This is a genomic window from Frankia sp. CgMI4 (assembly GCF_001756285.1).
Classification (GTDB): domain Bacteria; phylum Actinomycetota; class Actinomycetes; order Frankiales; family Frankiaceae; genus Frankia; species Frankia casuarinae.
Genome location: NZ_MAQZ01000118.1, coordinates 1 through 16,524, shown reverse-complemented (window position 1 = coordinate 16,524; position 16,524 = coordinate 1). Strand labels below are relative to the sequence as shown.

The 16,524-nt window shown below is 66.9% G+C and carries 13 protein-coding genes and 1 pseudogene; 11 read left to right on the top strand and 3 right to left on the bottom strand.

The features are described 5' to 3' along the window. Nucleotides 1–502 (bottom strand): transposase (locus Manayef4_RS20410; protein WP_254665762.1); only part of this gene is annotated, 502 nt, incomplete at its 3' end. A gap of 800 nt (nt 503–1,302) precedes the next feature. On the opposite strand from Manayef4_RS20410, the gene Manayef4_RS24560 reads away from it, so the two are divergent. Next, nucleotides 1,303–1,686 carry a hypothetical protein gene (locus tag Manayef4_RS24560; RefSeq protein ID WP_139140164.1) on the top strand — a complete coding sequence of 128 codons (384 nt, stop codon included), beginning with the start codon at nt 1,303–1,305 and terminating at the stop codon, nt 1,684–1,686. 174 nt (nt 1,687–1,860) lie between these two features. On the opposite strand, the gene Manayef4_RS20400 is transcribed toward Manayef4_RS24560, so the two are convergent. Further along, the gene (locus tag Manayef4_RS20400; RefSeq protein WP_011436501.1) at nt 1,861–3,051 is read right to left on the bottom strand and encodes an LLM class flavin-dependent oxidoreductase; all 1,191 of its coding nucleotides are present in this window, start codon (nt 3,049–3,051) and stop codon (nt 1,861–1,863) included. 381 nt (nt 3,052–3,432) lie between these two features. Between Manayef4_RS20400 and Manayef4_RS20395 the strand changes: the two genes are divergently transcribed. The 10 genes from Manayef4_RS20395 (at nt 3,433) to Manayef4_RS20350 (ending at nt 14,269) form a co-directional block, all read left to right on the top strand. Then, the gene (locus Manayef4_RS20395; RefSeq protein ID WP_108913441.1) at nt 3,433–4,698 is read left to right on the top strand and encodes an aminotransferase class III-fold pyridoxal phosphate-dependent enzyme; all 1,266 of its coding nucleotides are present in this window, start codon (nt 3,433–3,435) and stop codon (nt 4,696–4,698) included. Between the two features lie 151 nt (nt 4,699–4,849). Beyond that, the gene (locus tag Manayef4_RS20390) at nt 4,850–5,806 is read left to right on the top strand and encodes an ATP-grasp domain-containing protein (RefSeq protein ID WP_070132925.1); all 957 of its coding nucleotides are present in this window, start codon (nt 4,850–4,852) and stop codon (nt 5,804–5,806) included. Nucleotides 5,807–5,888: 82 nt separating this feature from the next. Then, nucleotides 5,889–7,115, top strand: a complete 1,227-nt coding sequence (locus tag Manayef4_RS20385) for an aspartate kinase (protein ID WP_070132931.1) — start codon at nt 5,889–5,891, stop codon at nt 7,113–7,115. A 15-nt stretch (nt 7,116–7,130) separates the two neighbouring features. Further along, nucleotides 7,131–7,949 carry a 2-amino-3,7-dideoxy-D-threo-hept-6-ulosonate synthase gene (locus Manayef4_RS20380; protein WP_070132923.1) on the top strand — a complete coding sequence of 273 codons (819 nt, stop codon included), beginning with the start codon at nt 7,131–7,133 and terminating at the stop codon, nt 7,947–7,949. A 33-nt stretch (nt 7,950–7,982) separates the two neighbouring features. Next, entirely contained in the window at nt 7,983–9,083 is a 1,101-nt protein-coding gene (locus Manayef4_RS20375; RefSeq protein WP_070132921.1) for a 3-dehydroquinate synthase II family protein, read from the top strand. 40 nt (nt 9,084–9,123) lie between these two features. After that, complete coding sequence (locus tag Manayef4_RS20370) at nt 9,124–10,281, top strand: FAD-dependent monooxygenase (RefSeq protein ID WP_070132919.1); 1,158 nt, start codon at nt 9,124–9,126, stop codon at nt 10,279–10,281. Then, nucleotides 10,281–11,555: an aminotransferase class III-fold pyridoxal phosphate-dependent enzyme gene (locus tag Manayef4_RS20365; protein ID WP_083282595.1), complete on the top strand. Its 1,275-nt coding sequence runs from the start codon at nt 10,281–10,283 to the stop codon at nt 11,553–11,555. Before Manayef4_RS20370 ends, Manayef4_RS20365 begins: the two co-directional genes overlap by 1 nt. Nucleotides 11,556–11,559: 4 nt before the next feature. Further along, nucleotides 11,560–12,897: a peptide ligase PGM1-related protein gene (locus tag Manayef4_RS20360; protein WP_070132917.1), complete on the top strand. Its 1,338-nt coding sequence runs from the start codon at nt 11,560–11,562 to the stop codon at nt 12,895–12,897. A gap of 53 nt (nt 12,898–12,950) precedes the next feature. Further along, nucleotides 12,951–13,505: an FAD-dependent monooxygenase gene (locus tag Manayef4_RS20355; protein ID WP_070132915.1), complete on the top strand. Its 555-nt coding sequence runs from the start codon at nt 12,951–12,953 to the stop codon at nt 13,503–13,505. A 2-nt stretch (nt 13,506–13,507) separates the two neighbouring features. Then, the gene (locus Manayef4_RS20350; RefSeq protein WP_070132913.1) at nt 13,508–14,269 is read left to right on the top strand and encodes a tryptophan 7-halogenase; all 762 of its coding nucleotides are present in this window, start codon (nt 13,508–13,510) and stop codon (nt 14,267–14,269) included. Between the two features lie 861 nt (nt 14,270–15,130). On the opposite strand, the pseudogene Manayef4_RS26500 reads toward Manayef4_RS20350, so the two are convergent. Next, a pseudogene (locus Manayef4_RS26500) lies at nt 15,131–15,839 on the bottom strand (transposase); the annotation flags it as partial. Nucleotides 15,840–16,524: the final 685 nt, after the last annotated feature.

The following is a 16,524-nucleotide window of genomic DNA, read 5'->3' as shown; positions in this document are numbered from 1 at the left end:
TCACCAGCCAGTCGAGCTGCTCGACGACATGCTCGCCCCACGGCGTGAACGGCTGCCCACACGACAGGCAGCCATAGCCCCCGCCCTCGAAGTCGCAGTCGACCTCGTCGCGGGACAGATGGTCGTAGCTCCGCCGGCCCGAGCGCGCGCCCGGCCCCCGCCGCCGGCCTGCCGACCCGGCGGCCTCGCCCCGCGCCCCGTCGCCACAACCGTCCCCGCCATCCGGCGAACCCACGGCCGGCGACCCGCCGCACTCCCGTTCCGACGACCGGCCGAACAGCATCCGCCGCAACGTCGCCAGCTCCGCCTGCAACGCCTCGAGCTGGAGACGCAGCTCCACCACCTCGGCCTCACGCGTCGCCTCCCGCGCGACCAGCCCGGCGATGTCCGTCAACAGCTCCGCGACCCGGGCCCGCAGCCAGGCGTTCTCCGCCAGCAGCGYCGCGCCCTCGGCAACCTCACCGCTCGCGGCAGCGCCCGCCCCCGACTCGACAACCGTCACGCACCGCAGCAAACCACCCCGACCGRCAGAACATCACCCACCACGACCATCAGGCCACACCCAGCCCCGAAGGCCGTCCCCCCAAAAGATCAACAACGGGACTTCCGAATACGTACATCCGGTCGCCCGATTCCGGGGACGCTCCGACCTCATCGGCAAGATCGACGCCTTCATCGACCGGTGTATACGGCAGCGCCGCGGTGGCTATCTGCTCGTCGAAGCCGAAGCTGGAATGGGAAAGTCCGCGCTGGCCGCATACCTGGCGTTTACCCGGGTGTGGCCGGCGCACTTCACCCGCCTCACCGAAGGACGCACCCCCGAAACCGCACGGCTGAACCTCGCCGCACAGCTCATCGCCACCTGGAAACTTGACACCGCCCCCGACGGCATCCTCCCCACGGACGCCCACACCCCACGCTGGCTCTACCTTCGGCTCTGCGACGCCGCCAAGACCCGCGACGCCACACAACCCGACCAGCCGGTGGTGCTTCTCGTCGACGGCCTCGACGAAGCACCACCTCCACCTGGCAGCGAACTCCCCCTCGGCCTACCCCCAGCTCTTCCCCCCGGCACGATCATCGTCGCCACTACCCGACCCAGCACCATCACCTTCCCCGTCGGGGCACGGGTCGTGGAACGCATCGACGTCGAAAGCGTCTCCAACCGCCGGGACCTCCTCGACTACCTCACCACCATCAGCACCCACGACCCGCACATCGCCGACGCGCTACACCGCGCCAGCACCGGGGGCCGGCTACGCCTGGTGGCGGGCACCGGCCTGGACGGGCAAGTCGGCGTTGATGTCCTGGCTGGTCCTACATCCCCTACCCGGGGTGCGGGTCGTGTCGTTCTTCATCACCGCCCGYTACGCCAGCCAGAACGACCGGATCGCCTTCACCGACCTGGTCATCGAACAGCTCTGCGACCTGCTCGGCGTGTCCTTACCGCCGCTGACAGACGCCACCCGGGACACCCATTTCCTCGGTCTACTCACCAGAGCCGCCGAGCGCTGCGACGCCTATGGTGAGCGGCTCGTCCTCGTCGTGGATGGGCTCGACGAGGATGCAGGGGTGCGCGGGCCGGCCGRCCACAGCATCGCCGCGCTTCTACCCGCCGCCCCGCCCGCCGGAATGCGAATCATCCTCGTCGCCGGACGGGTCAACCCGCCTGTCCCCCCGACGTAGCTCCGGGACGTCRGGTGCCGTTCGGAGACGATCAACAGCCTGTCGGTGCATTCCCGGCGGACGGTGCCGACCCAGCGGTCGACCGCATAGTCACCGCGGAATGGTCGACCGTTCGTGGACTCCCAGCTCGCTGAGTCCGTGCCGAGCCCACGGGCGGCAGGGGAGTCCTCCGCGTCAGTCGCGGAACTCGGGAATGATCTCCTCGGCGAAGAGCTCCAGGCTGCGCAGTACCCGGTCGAGCGGCAGGCCGCCCTGCTGGCCGATCATGAAGAGCCCGATCCACTCCAGGTCCGGAGTGCTGTTGAAGATCTTTTCCAGGCCTCGCTTGACGTCATCCGGGGCACCGAACAGGCCGACCTCCGGAATCAGGCTCGGGTCCTGGAAGCCAAACGATCCATAGAAGGTCGCGAAGTCGTTCAGGATCGAGGGATTGAAGACCCGGGCGGCCTCTTCGGTCGTGTCGGCGAGCCCGATCATCTTCAGGAAGCCGGTGTGCTCGCCGAGCTTGTACTCCCGACCGAACTTGGCGCACTCGGACTGGTAAAGCTCAGCCTTCGCCCGATGCTCGTTCAGGAAGGGCGTGAAGATCCACGGGACGATGTCCTCCTGCGCGCACCGGACGATCGACCGGTCACTCATCGTGAACGGCTGCCACAGCTCCGGGTACGGGTCCTGGTATGGCCGCGGGCAGACCGAGACCGCGCGGACGCGGCCCTGCTCGTCGATCTCGTCCGCAGCGCCGTACGCGCGGGTCCATTCCACGGCCGGCCAGTCCGCGATGCCGTCAAAGGGCTGCGGGATCGAATAGCCGTCCAGAATCTCGCTCCGGTATCGCACGGTCTCCTGAGTCCAGCACATCTTCATGATCTTCAGGATTTCGCCGAACACCTCGAAGTTGCGGTCGTCGGTGTGTGAGCCGTCGCCGCTGGCGTCCGTCACCTCCCAGCGTTGGCCGAGGACGTTGACCCATCGGTTCTGGAAACCCCGGGCCAGTCCGAGCCGGAGCCGGCCGCGACAGAACTGGTCGAGAAGGGCGACGTCCTCCGCTGCGCGGACGGGATCCCACGCCGGAAGCACCATGCCCAGCGGAGCCAGCAGCAGGCGTTCGGTTCGCGCGGCCAGGTCGGCCAGCACCATCAGCGGGTTGACCGAGAGCTCTAGGCCCTCAGAATGAAAATGGTGCTCGCTGAGCATCAGAGCGTCGAAGCCGGTCTGGTCGGCCTGTACCGCGATGCTGCGCAGCTCGTGGAGCATTGCCTGGTAGGAGTCGGTGTCCCGCCCGATTGGTCGCTTCGCCCCGACGTGCTGTTCAGAAAGGTAGCCCGATCCGGGAACCTGCGGATTCAGGAAGATAGAGAACTTCATGCCGTCTCCAACATGGTAGGCGTATGTGATGGTCAGGACACCCGGAAAGGAGGCTGATCGGGCTTCAGGCGTGCCCGTCACCACATAGCTTGATCCACGCCCGCCTCTGCGTCAGCCTGAGTGTCTGCCTAGATGCTCCACGGTTCGCTATCACGAAGCTATTGGCGATCGGCCGGTCACGGGCATCTTGGGTCGCCTCGGACCGCCAGCCTGATGGCTGCATGAAACTGCCGACTGTTCCAATTCGGGCCGTCGAGTCGCATGCAACACAATGGCGCCGACCGACCGGGACGAAGAGCAACGGACCACGGAGCCAAGGCGGTTACGATGTCAGCACCGACCCTGCCCGTCGGGCGTCAACGGCTATCGAGCGACCTTCCGGTGGTAGCCAAAGCGCACGGCAGCCGCATCTACGACGAGGACGGGCGTGAATTTATCGACGGCAGCTCCGGCACGATCTGTGTAAATATTGGGCACGGATCGACCGATGTTCTGGCCGCGATGCGAGAGCAGGCGGAACTCGTCACGTTCGCGCACCGAAGCCAGTTCACGAGCAGAAGCGTATTGGCGCTGACGGAGAAGATTCTCTCGATCGGTGGGCCTGGATATCGCGAGGTCGTCTACACGAACTCCGGTTCGGAAGCCACCGAGACTGCCCTGCGCCTAGCCCTTTTCCACCATGCTCTGGCAGGCAGTCCCGAGCGTTCCATCGTGCTCACCCAGCAGCCGAGTTACCACGGCATGACGGCTGGCGCCTTGTCCGTGTCGGGCCACCCACCGCGACGCGAGCACCTGGACGCGCTGGTCTCGACGGGCGTGTCGACGGTCCCGGTCACGTCCGACGATCCCGCCGCAGATCCGCTGCCGGCCACGTCGGCCTGGGAGGAGGCCTTCGGCCGGATCGGGCCGGAGCGGATCGCCGCCGTCCTCGTGGAACCGGTGAGCGGCGCCGCGGGAGGTGCGGCGGTTCTGCGTGACGACGTGCTCCGGCGGCTCCGCGAACTGACCAGCGCGAGTGGCGCGCTCCTGGTGATGGACGAGGTTATGACCGGCTTCGGGCGGACCGGCGACTGGTTCGGCTATCAGCGCTCCGGCGTCACTCCCGACCTGGTCGTCACGGGCAAGGGGCTGAGCGGCGGCTACACGCCGATCGGAGCGGTCCTCGTCGGCGCGTCCGTCCTGCCGGGCAGATCGGCCTCCGACCTCGCTCTGGGGCACACAATGAGCGGTAACCCCCTGTCTGCGGCCGTGGCGCTCGCCGTCCTGCGGGTGACCGAGCAACAGCGCCTTCCCGAGCGGGCCGAGCGAATCGGGGCGGAGCTGCGTCGTCGCCTTGAAGAAGAGGTCACCGGGAAGGTCGGTTTCCTCGACCAGCCCCGTGGCCGTGGCCTCCTGCTTGGGCTGCCGGTGCGTCAGGCCGCCGGCGCCCACGCCCGGGCGCCACTCGCCGCGACGATCTGTCGGGCGGCGCGCGAGTTCGGACTGGTGGTCTATCCCGCTGGCGTGAACCACTGGACCCAGGCTCTCCTGGTCGCGCCGTCGCTGACGATCGAGGACGCCGAGCTCGCCGAGCTTGTGCGACGCCTCGCGCGGACCGTCACCGCCGTGGACACGCAGCTCGCGAGAACGCGCGGGCGCCGCTGGTGAGGTCCTGGGCTGCGCCGCCGGCCACGTCACCCGGTCGGCTCCGATTCCGCGAGAGCGCCGGCCGCCCGTCGGCCGCGCAGGCGCTGACCAGCTGAACGCACGGATCTAGAAAATGTTCGAACCCATTCTGGCAGTGAGGAAGTGATGCACGGTGAAGATTGGCATCCTGGCGTGGGAATGCGAGGATGAAGATGAGCTCKAGTCGCTCATCATCACCCAGGTGGCGCATGACCGGGGGCATGATTCCGTCTTCTTCGGAATCAACGACATCACCTGCGCGGCGGTCTCCGGAGGCGGCGTGCCTCAGATCCGCGGCGAGGCGGCGTCGACCTTCGACGTGATCGTCTCACGCGCCCACCTCGGTTATCAGTGGCGCGGCACCGCGGAGGCGCTCTACCTGCTGTCCAGCGTGCCCGACCTGGTGATGCTCGACTCCGCGACGCCRCACATCCGGTCGGTCAGCAAGTTCGCGATGATCCACCGGCTCACGCAAGTCGGAGTGCCGACCCAGCCCACCAGGTCCTGCTCCAGCATCGCCGACTTTGAGGCGGCCTGCGCCGAATGGGGCTCGACCGTCGTCAAGCCCTCGATCGGCTTCGGCGGTCACGATGTCGAGCGATTCCTCGACGGCGACGACGAGAAGGGAAGGCTGAAGGTCGGTGACCTGCTGAAGACGTACGGGACCCTTCTCTGCCAGCCGTACTTCCCCCATTCCGGGGTGCTGCGGGTGACGACGATCGGGGACCAACCGTCGGTCTCCTTCAACCAGGTCACCGGCGATGACGGCTGGAAGCCGAACCACGGTCACAAGTGGGTCTACCACGCCGAGGACGACGAGGAGTACTGCGCCTGCTGCACGCCGCGGGTAAAGCGACTCCGGAACGAGATGGTCGATCCGAAGCCGGAGATGGTGGACCTCGCGCTTCGTGCCGCAGCGGCCATGGAGCTGAGCATGGCCGGTGTCGACATCATCGAGAGCGACGGTCAGGCGATGGTCCTGGAGGTCAACGCTTGCCCCGGGTTCAGCTCACTCCAGTCGGATCTGCGCACGAAGATCGGCGAAGAGATCGTGCAGCTGGCCGAAGAACGGGTGAAATCCGTCCGCTGATGTACGCCGCATAGCGCCGGGGTGAACTGTTTCCAGCACGCCGGATTCCTGTGCGGCCGCCGAGCATCAGAAGGTGGAGAAGATGGYGATTATCGTACAGAAATACGGTGGCAGCTCACTCGCGACGATCGAGAAGATTCGCGGCGTAGCGCGACGGGTGGTCGACACTGCGGCGGCGGGAAAGCAGGTCGTCGTCGTAGTGTCCGCCCGCGGCAGGACTACCGACGAGCTGCTCGGCGAGGCTCGCGCGCTCGGCGGGCACTGGCGCAGCCGGGAGTCCGACCAACTGGTCTCGACCGGCGAGGTCGTGTCGGCGGCGACCACGGCGCTCGCCCTGCGGGAGCTCGGCCAGCCCGCGGTGTCCATGACCGGCGGGCAGGCCGGCATACAGGTCAGCGGAGAGTTCGGCTCCGCTGCTGTCCATTCGGTGACTCCGGACCGGCTCAGAACGAGTCTCGAGGAGGGCAAGGTTGTCGTCGTCGCAGGCTTCCAGGGAGTCGACGCCAGCGGCGACGTGCGAACCCTCGGGCGAGGCGGCTCGGATACCACCGCCGTCGCGCTGGCAGCGGCCCTGGGCGCTACCTGCGAGATCTACACCGACGTCGACGGTGTCTACACCGCCGACCCGAGGCTGGTTCCGCGGGCACGGCTGCTTCCCACCGTACCGGCGCCCCTCATGCACGAGATGGCGCACACCGGCGCTGGCATCCTCCATCCGCGCGCGGTGGACCTGGCCGCCACGAGGAGAATCCCGGTCCAGGTCCGGAACTCGCTCGGGACGAATCCAGRCACGGTCGTCGAGGTCGTGYCGGGAAACCCGCTGGAATCTGAYGGCGTCGTCGCGGCGGTCACCCAGGACGAGGACACCACGCTCGTCATGATGCGCGGCCGCGGCGAACCTCTCGACTCCTGGGCCGCGCTCGCGCGAATGGCGTCGGCGAAAGTYGCGCCGGCCGATCTCTTCGCGCTGGCCGACTCGACGCATKGAAGCACGCTTGGATTCACCAGCAGCCCGGCCAGGCAGATCGACCTGGCGCATATCGCACGCCAGGCCGGCGGCACTGTGGAACTGCGTGATGATCTGGGGCGGCTATCGCTGGTCGGAACCAGGATGAACCTGTGCGGCGCGGTCATCGAAACGCTGGCCGAGATTCTTTCGACGCACGGGATCCGCAGTCCGTGGATCGCTATCTCGGAGCGACGTATATCCATCCTGGTCCCCAGGGGCGGGATGCGTCGGCTGGCGCTGACCATACATGACGCGCTGGTGCTCGGCCGAGGGCTCGAGGCGCACTCATCGGATCGATGAAAAACGAGGTACGGCATGCCCAACTACCCGTTCTCGCGGCTCGTTYGGCTTCGGAGGCTGTATCGTCACCACCGTGGCCGTCTGTTTATGGTGCCGCTGGACCACTCCGTCACCGACGGTCCACTCAGCCGACGTCGCTCACTTGATGAGCTGATCGAGGGAATCTCCCGCGGCGCCGTCGACGCGGTTGTACTGCACAAAGGAAGCCTGCRGTACCTAAACGCCGTCCGCTTCGACCACATGTCGTTGATCGTGCAACTTTCAGCCAGCACCAGACACGCTCCGGACCCCGACGCGAAGATCCTGGTGGCGAGCGTCGAAGAGGCGCTTCGTCTGGGGGCCGACGCCGTCAGCGTCCACGTGAACCTGGGTTCGGCACAGGAGAGCCGTCAGATCGCGGACTTGGCGGCGGTGGCGGACTCCTGTGACCGGTGGGGCGTTCCCCTGCTCGCCATGATGTATCCGCGGGGCCCGAGGATCGCTGACCCGCCCAACGCGGAGTTGTGCATGCACGCGGCTGTGCTGGCCGCGGACCTCGGTGCGGACATAGTCAAGATTCCTCGCCTCGGCTCGACCGACGAGCTACGCGACGTGGTGGCCGCCTCACCGATCCCGACGGTCGTGGCGGGTGGCTCCTCAATGGAACCCGAAGAATACCTCGCCGAACTCGCGGCGGCGATGCGGTCCGGGGTCGGCGGTGTCGCGATCGGCCGGAATGTCTTTCAGGCCCCCGACCCCTGCGCGATGGCGCGTCGAATCGCCCAGATCGTGCACGATCCGCTTGAGGTTGCCAGGAAGCAGCCGAGGGTGCAGCATAGCGGCGCGGTCGGCTGAAAAAAGACGGATACGGACGGTGGGAGAATGTCCATGAAACTGTACTGGGTTGAGATCCATGGCGCTGGACCGCTCTTGACCGCGGTCGCGGAGGAGGCGATTCACCAGAGGGTCGACGCCGTCGTCTCCGACGATCCCGCCAACCTGTCCACGTTGCCGCCGACGGTCAAGAAGGTTCTGCTGACCAAGGACGGCTCCCTGGGCGAAGACCTGGACGGCGTTGATGTCGTCATCCTCGATGCCGAACGGGAGCGGATTCACGAGCTGTCAGCTACCTACCCGCACGTCGAGTTCGGCAGGTATCTCGAGGTGACCGATGCGCAGACGCTCGATGCCGCCTGCGCAGCCGCCCAGGAATGGGCGTGGACCGTCCTCCGGTTCCGCGACGAGACGAAGATCCCGCTGGAGATCGTCCTGGCCGCGGCGCACAAGTCCCAGGGCAGCGTGATCACCGTTGTTCACGACACGGACGAGGCCAACGTCGTGCTCGGCTGCCTGGAGCGTGGCGCCGACGGCATCATGCTGGCGCCGAAGGCTGTCGGCGAGTTGTCCGCGCTTAAGGCCGTGGCCGCCGGGGGTTCCTTCTCGCTCCAGCTCGAGGAACTGGAAGTCATCGAGACCAGTCATGTGGGAATGGGCGAGCGGRCCTGCGTCGACACCTGCAGCATGTTCGGCGAGAACGAGGGAATCCTAGTGGGCTCACACTCCAAGGGAATGATCCTTGCGTGCAGCGAGACGCATCCACTGCCCTACATGCCGACACGGCCGTTTCGGGTAAACGCCGGCGCGGTTCATTCCTACACGATGTCGATGGCCGGCCGCACCAACTACCTCAGCGAGCTACAGGCGGGCGGAAGAGTGCTGGCCGTCGACGCGGACGGCCGCGYTCGGCCGGTGACCGTCGGCCGGATCAAGATCGAGACGCGACCTCTTCGAATGATCACCGCGAAGTCCCCGTCCGGCCGAGTGGCAGATCTCATCGTCCAGGACGATTGGCACGTGCGGGTTCTCGGGCCGGGCGGCGTGGTCATCAACGTCACCGAGCTCCAACCGGGTACAAAGGTGCTCGGATACCTGCCGGTCGAAGACCGGCACGTCGGCTACCCGATCGACGAGTTCTGCATCGAAAAATAGGTCCTGGCGGCCCTTACATGGATCGACGAATGGGATCGCGATGAAAAACAGTGGGCCTCGAGTCGGAATTCTTGGTGCCGGGATAGCAGGCGTGACCCTGGCGTTGATGTTGGCGGATAGTGGCGTACCTAGCGTCCTGTTCGAGCAGGCGGAACTGTCCGGCGAGATCGGCGCGGGAGTGCAGCTCGCGCCGAGCGCGGTGCGGCTGTTGCACCGATTGGGCTTGGCGGATGCCCTGCGGGAGATCGCGGTCGAGGTCGAGTCCGCACTGATGTGTCAGTGGGACGACGGAACGGTGGTCGCCCGGACACCGTTCGGGAAGGACTGCGCGGACAGGTACGGCGCGCCGTACTACACCGTGCACCGCGCCGACCTACACGCGCTGTTGACCTCCAGGCTGGAGACGCCCGTCGCCACCGGGCGGCGGTGCGTCGAGGTGACGGAGGACGACGAGTCCGTTCGACTTCTCTTCGCGGACGGCTCGACCGAGGAAGTCGGACTGCTGATCGGTGYGGACGGGATACGTTCGGTTGTCCGTTCACGCATATCGGCCGACGTCCCGTGTTTCTCAGGCGAGCTCATCTATCGGGGGCTTGTCGACGCACGGCGGCTGCCCGGAGCGTTCGGGAACTCGATCCGGGTCTGGAAAGGCACGGACGGCCACGCCGTGATGTATCCCGTCCGACGCGGCCAGCTGATCAGTGTCGCCGCGACGGTCCCGGCCGAAGAGGGCGGCCACGAGTCGTGGTCGCGGCGCGGCGACCTCACCGCGATGCGGGCCAGATACGACTGCTGGCACGACTCCGTCCGCTCGGTGCTGGCCGCCCTCGACGAGGTCACCGTGTGGGCGCTGCATGACCGTGAGCCCATCGAATGCTGGGCGACCGACCGCACCGTACTGATCGGCGACGCCGCGCATCCGATGCTGCCGTTCCTCGCTCAGGGCGCGAACCAGGCGATTGAGGACGCGACGGTCCTGGCCCTGTGCCTGGCGGACGCCGCTGACTCGCACCGGGCCGCGTTCGACCGCTACCAACGGCTACGGGTTCCGCGGGCGAGAGAGATCCTTCTTAGCTCCCGGCAGAACGCGGAGCATCTGCGGGCCGAGGAGCCTGYGTCGCGCCAGGACGCCGCGGTGACCGAGCTGCCCCTCGAGGACCACGACTGGCTCTTCGGCCATCACGCGGAGGAGGTCTGATGGGGKTCGGTACCTCAGGTTTCCACCGTCGCTCGCGGGATGTGAGCGCGAGTGGTCAGCCTCGGATCGTTCGTGCGCACGGATCGCGACTTTTCGACGACCGCGGCCGGGATTACATCGACGGCATTTCCGGCGCGACCTGCAACAATCTCGGGCACGGCATTCCAGAAATGCTCAGCGCAATGCACAAAAAGGCGGCGTTAGCGAGCTTCGCRCACCGGACGCAGTTCGCGAGCCAACCGATTGTCGACCTTACGAGAGAAATTCTCAACCTAACTGGCGCCGGCTATCGGGAGGTCCTCTACACTGACTCAGGACCTGCCGCGATCAAGCTGACACTGGACCTGGTAAGGCGACACCACGCTCTCAACGACGAGAGCGACCGGCCGATGGTTCTGACACAGCGACCGAGCCATCAGGGATCGGGTGTCGTCGCGTTCAGCATCGCCGGGCGGCCCGCTCACGACGGGAGTGCGGCCCTCGGCCGCGACAGCCCGGCCTCGTGGACACAGCGGGCGGCGCCGAACGCCGACCAACTCGGTCCCGATCTCGACGACTGGCAGCTGGCGTTCGACCGGGTCGGRCACGGGCGCGTCGCGGCCGTTCTGGTGGAGCCCATGGGAAGCGCCGACAGCGGCGCGACGGCGTTGTCCGACGAGACGCTGAGCGGCCTGCGGGAGCTATGCGACGCCAACGGGGCGCTGCTGGTCGCCGATGAGACCCTCACCGGTCTGGGCCAGGTGGGCGACTGGTTCGGACATTCCAGTTCCGGTGTAACCCCCGACCTAATCGTCATGGGGCCGGGCCTCAACGCCGGCTGCTCTCCAATCGGGGCCTGCGTGGTCGGGCAGAACGTCCGGCCGCAGCAGCTGTGCACCGGCGCGACGGCCCTCGGTCCCTCGTCGGCCGTGACGGCGCACGCCGTCCTTCGGTTTACGAAGGAACAGAACATTCCCGAGCGAGCAAGACAGATGGGTGCCTTCCTCAAACGTGAGCTCGAGGCCCTCGCAGCGCCCGTCTACTATCTCGGAGAACCACGAGGGCGGGGACTGCTATTCACCCTTCCGGTGCTGACCGGACCACGACTTTCGCAGGCGAAGGAAATCTGCGCGACGGCGATCAACTTCGGCCTGATGCTGCGCCCGACCGGCGTCGACCGGGCGACCGAGGCGGTCATCGTCGCGCCTCCGCTGACCATCGCCACTCACGAGATGAACCTTCTTGTTGATCGACTGCGGGACACCCTGCGCAACCTGGCGAACTCGATGGGATGAACCAGTGAGCACGCTGCTGATCGGAAACTCGTACAACGACAGTCTCGTCGCGGATCTCGCATCTTTTCGCGAGGCTGACCGCCAGGTGGCCGGCAACATCTCGCTCCGGATGATCTGGCTTGCCGAGCCCGGTGACATCCTCGTGCTTCCGCAGCCCCCGCGACCCGAGTTTGTGCGTTACGCGCTGACTCTGCGCGGCCTGGATGTCGACTCGGTCCTGATCATGGTTCCGCCCGCGGGCCGTCTCGGGTCGGATGTTCTCACCGGCGACCGGCTCCTCGACGGGGGCTTTCTCGCCGAACTGCGCGCCCTGGTCACGAAGCGGAACGTCGACCATGCCTGCCCCTACGTGTTCGACGCGACGACCGCCCATCTCATCAGGGAGCTGGGCCTGCACAGATCGATGCCGGGGTTCGGATTCTACGAGGCCGGCGGCGCGGACCTCGTGAATAGCAAGAGCGTGTTCCGCGCGATGGCTGGCGGTCTGGGCCTCCCGGTCACCACAGGCATCGTGGCGACCTCCAGAGCCAAGGCGCAGGAGTTCGCGGCCGATCTCGTCGCGGCGAACAGGTGCGTGATCGTCAAGCAGGACTTTCACGCCGGCGGCTACGGCAACGAGATCATCTCGCCGCGCCCCGACGTGCAGCCGCTGGGCGCGCCCAGCCTGCGGGTGCTCGATTCCCAGGACGCCGTCCGACGGCATTTCGACAGCGCCTGGTCACGTTACTCGGTCGACGGCCGCCACAAGGTGATCGTCGAGGACTATGTGCCCGACTCCATGCCGCTGGGCGCGGAGGTGAGAATCACGGCCGAGGGAAGCAGGCTGCACCATATCGGCGAGATGCGAATGGCACCGGTATTCGACGGGGTAGTGATCCCGGGGGCCGTGCTGAGCGAGAAGAACCGGGCGGAGTTCAACGACATCGTGCTGCGGGTCTGCGATTCCATCCRTGCGCTCGGATACGTCGGCCTGGCGAATATCGATGGAATCCTGACGCCCGACGGAGACCTCCTACTGACCGAGATGAACGGACGCCTCGGCGGCACCACACACCTGCACTGGATCGCCGACGCCCTGGTCGGCCACGACTATCAGACCGAATGCGTGTTGATGACGCGAAACCACTGGCATGTCTCCTCGTTCGACGACGCGGTGGCCCGGCTCAGGACGAGCGGACTGCTCTTCGAGCCGGACGCGCGTGCGGGAGTGCTGATCGGCTGCGAGCATATCCAGCAGTCGGGAGTAGTCGAGTACTGCATCGTCGCGAAGGACGTCGACGCGGCGGAGGAGATCGAGACGAGTCTTCTACGGCTCCCCGGCGGCTCGCTGGACACACCTTGAAATCACCACAGGAGGACAATGTGAAAAATTCGTTGCTCAATGGTGGGAGAGGCATGGCCGAGAATACTGAAGTCGTCGACGTTGTGGTCATCGGYGCCGGGCCGGCAGGTGCGGYGGCGRCAGCGACGCTCGCGAAGGCCGGGCGTAGCGTGATTGTGTTGGAACGGCGGACCTTTCCCCGTTTTCACATCGGCGAGTCCATGGTGCCGTTCGTCAACGCCGCGTTCGAGAAGCTGGGAATACTCGACCGGCTCAAGCAGCAGGGTTATGTCGCCAAGCATGGTGCCGAGTTCTGCCAGGGAGAGGAGGACGAGAACGTCCGCGTTTCGTTCACAACGCAGGGGCCCGGTCGCCACCACGTGACGTTCCAGGTAGAGCGGGCGCACCTGGACAATATGCTCATTCAGTTCGCGGGCGAGTGCGGTGCGCGGGTGATCCACGAGGCGACGGTACACGACCTGATAACAGAAGGCGACCGGGTCGTCGGTGTGCGCTACGAACACGACGGGACGGCTCGCGAGGTGCGGGCACAGTACGTTCTCGACGCGGCGGGCGGGCCAGCAAGATCGCCAAGGCGTTCCGGCTGCGGAAGCCGGTCGACCGACTGAAGATGGTCGCGGTCTTCCGCCGCCTCAAGGGCATCGACGAGGCGCGCAATCCCGGCTTCGAGGGCGACATCCAGGTGGGCGCCCACGAGGACGGATGGCTGTGGGCCATTCCCATCTGGCCCGACACGATGAGCGTCGGCGCGGTCATGCCGCAACAGGTGCTGCGGTCCGGCGATCCCGCCGCGCTGTTCGACGAGCACGTGTCCCGGGTACGGCGCGTCCGGGAGCGGGTCGCGGRCGCCCATCCGGTGAGCGACGTGCAGATCGAAACCGACTACTGCTACTACTCGGACCAGGTCGCGGGGCCGGGCTGGTTCCTAGCCGGCGACGCGGGCTGCTTCTTCGACCCGATCTTCTCCGGCGGTGTCTACCTCGCCACCTCCACCGGCATCCGCGCCGGCGAGTCCATCGACGCCGCCCTGCGGGAGCCGCTCCGCGCCGAGGAGCTCCAGAACGAGTACCAGCGGTTCTACAAGACCGGCTACGACATGTACGCCCGGCTGATCTACATGTACTACGAGGAGCCGGATCCTGACGCCTACCTGGCGTCCGTCGGACTCGACGACTGCGGCGACGCCTTCGCGAGCAACAAGTGGGTCGTCCGCTTCCTCTGCGGGGACTTCTTCAACGCCCGGAACAAGCTCGCCCAGGAGGTCGTCAAGGAGCGTCGCTGGGACACCTTCGCGCCGTTCGAGCGCGTCAGYGAGTGCCCGTACTACGCCGAACTGAACGAGGCGGAGGACAGGGAGCCCGTCGAGGCGTAACCCGGACCGATGGAGGTGGACCGGCGCGCACGCGGCACGGTCCCGACAGGCGGGCAGACCCGGCTAACGGTCGATCGCCGCGTTCTTCGCGAGGGCCTGATTCTCGCGAGCGTGTTCGTCCGAAGCCAGGCCTGCCCGCCACCGGCGGTCCACGATCGTGGTGAGCTGGCGCGAGTTGCCGCCCGGATGAGCGTCCGAGCGACCGGCCGCGGACCGCCATAGCGCGGCGTTCCTAGAGGGCTTGGGCTGGCGAAGTCGGTAAGGATGAGTCAGGTTCACGAGCTGCGGATCATGCTGCGAGTCCTGCCTGTTTTGAGGAGTCTCTCGAGCGCCTGGTCGTAGGCGTCCGCGGCCTTTCGGAGGGGAGTGTCCGGTCGCTGGCTCTGTCGCACTTTCTTGACACACCCGCAACTGACAGTGCTTCTCAAGGCAGAGTTCCCGCTCGTCGCCAGCCAACTCGACCAGCCGCAGTGACCACGATCACGGTCGCCTGGCGGCCCGGAAGTGCCCGGACCGCCAGGTGTTCGGAACGCTTGTTCTACTCGGTAGGCGATGTTCTGGTTGGCACGGTCACCGAGCATCGTTCCTGTTCGAGGCACGTGTGGCGACCGGCCGAACAGTGATTTCAGGGCCAACAACCAAGATCGAACGGTTCGGATGCTGGTACACATGGTCCACCCGCCCCACGCGCTCCCGTTCCGTGCTCGCTGATCTTTGATCAGCTTCGCCACCTGCCGTTATGCCTGCCCGGGGGCGACCCCCGGACCCCCGGGCGGCCGGCGTTTTTCTAGATCGGCGATCTTTGGTGGCAGCCAGGGTGGCAGCCAAAGCCCCCCACACCCGCTGCGGGAGCCCCACACCCGGTGGGCGGGGCGGGACGGGCAGGCGGAAGACACGGTCGGACCGCAGCCGGCTGACGAGGTCGACGGGCAGGTCGGCGAGCAGCCAGGCCAGGCGGGTGACGTCGTAGCCGGCGTCGAGGACGACGAKGATGTTCGGGGCGCCGCCGCGGTGGTGGCCGGCGGCGACGACCCGGTCGACCAGGTCGCGGAGCTGTCGGGCGGTCACCGTGGTGAGGTCGTTGCCGGGACCGAGGCGGACCGCGTCCAGCGGCGCTGTCCACGAGGTGCGGCTCGGTTCGAGGGCGGCGACGAACGAGTAGGGCCAGCCGGGGATCATCTGGGCGTTGCCCTTGCCTCGGCCGTAGGTGTGGCAGAACAGCCGGTCCGGGCTGGTGGCCGCGTCCGGGCGCAGCCACGGGCTGACGTCCACGCCCAGGATGATCCGGCCGTCGGCGGCCCGCGGCAGCGGCAGCCCGTGCCAGCGCGCGGCGCAGCCGGCCGATCTCGATGCGGCCCTGGTTGACCGCGTCGTACAGCGCGCCGTGCCCCCGGCGGTGCTCCGGGGTCAGCGACAGGCCGACCAGGTCACGAACCGGGCCGTCCGCGCACAGCACCGCGTCGGTGAGCTCGAACAGGGCATCCGCCCGCCGGGTCAGACAGTCGTAGAACTCCTGGCGGAACCGACACAGCACTTCCAGGTCCTCGACGGCGGGGACATCACGGGCCAAGCTGTCCTCCACGGCCTTATGCCTGATCACGGTGTCTTTGGYGAGAAACCAGGATCAACAGAAGGCCGCTTCACGTCACGGCGACACGCCCACCCACCCCACAACACCTCCAGGTATCACACAGCGTGACGTTCGGAGGTTAAACGGCAAGCTTAGTGGTTGAGSCTGGAAGTCCTTYGGGGKTGTTAGGCGGCCTGTGTGAGGGCTCTGRCAYTTGGTTCKGACTYCACCCGACTCCCGTGATCATTGGTGTCGGGTGGTGGGACGGSCAACCGAGCGACGGAGCCCGCGACGGCTGGTGCTGTGTCGTCGTCGAGRCGGGCGAGGTGGCGTTCGAGGTCGGCCGCGGTGTACTTCCACTTGAACGGTGTGGCGGTGACGTTGTAGCGGTCGACGAACGCTGTCAGGGTGTCGGCGAGCACGTCGAGGCTGGYGAAGTCGCAGGGTGACACGACCTTCCGTTGGACGAGCGAGAAGAAGATCTCCACTTGGTTCAGCCATGAGGCGTGTGTCGGGGTGTGGATCAGGATGCGGTTCGGGTGGGCGGCCCTGAGTCAGTTGATCGAGGCCTGGCCTCGGTGGTCGGAGCCGTTGTCGACGATCACGAACACGCGCTTCGCCGTCCGGTAGCGGTCCTGGGCCATGACCTGGCCCATCAGTTCCATGAACGGCGCGATGCCCGTCG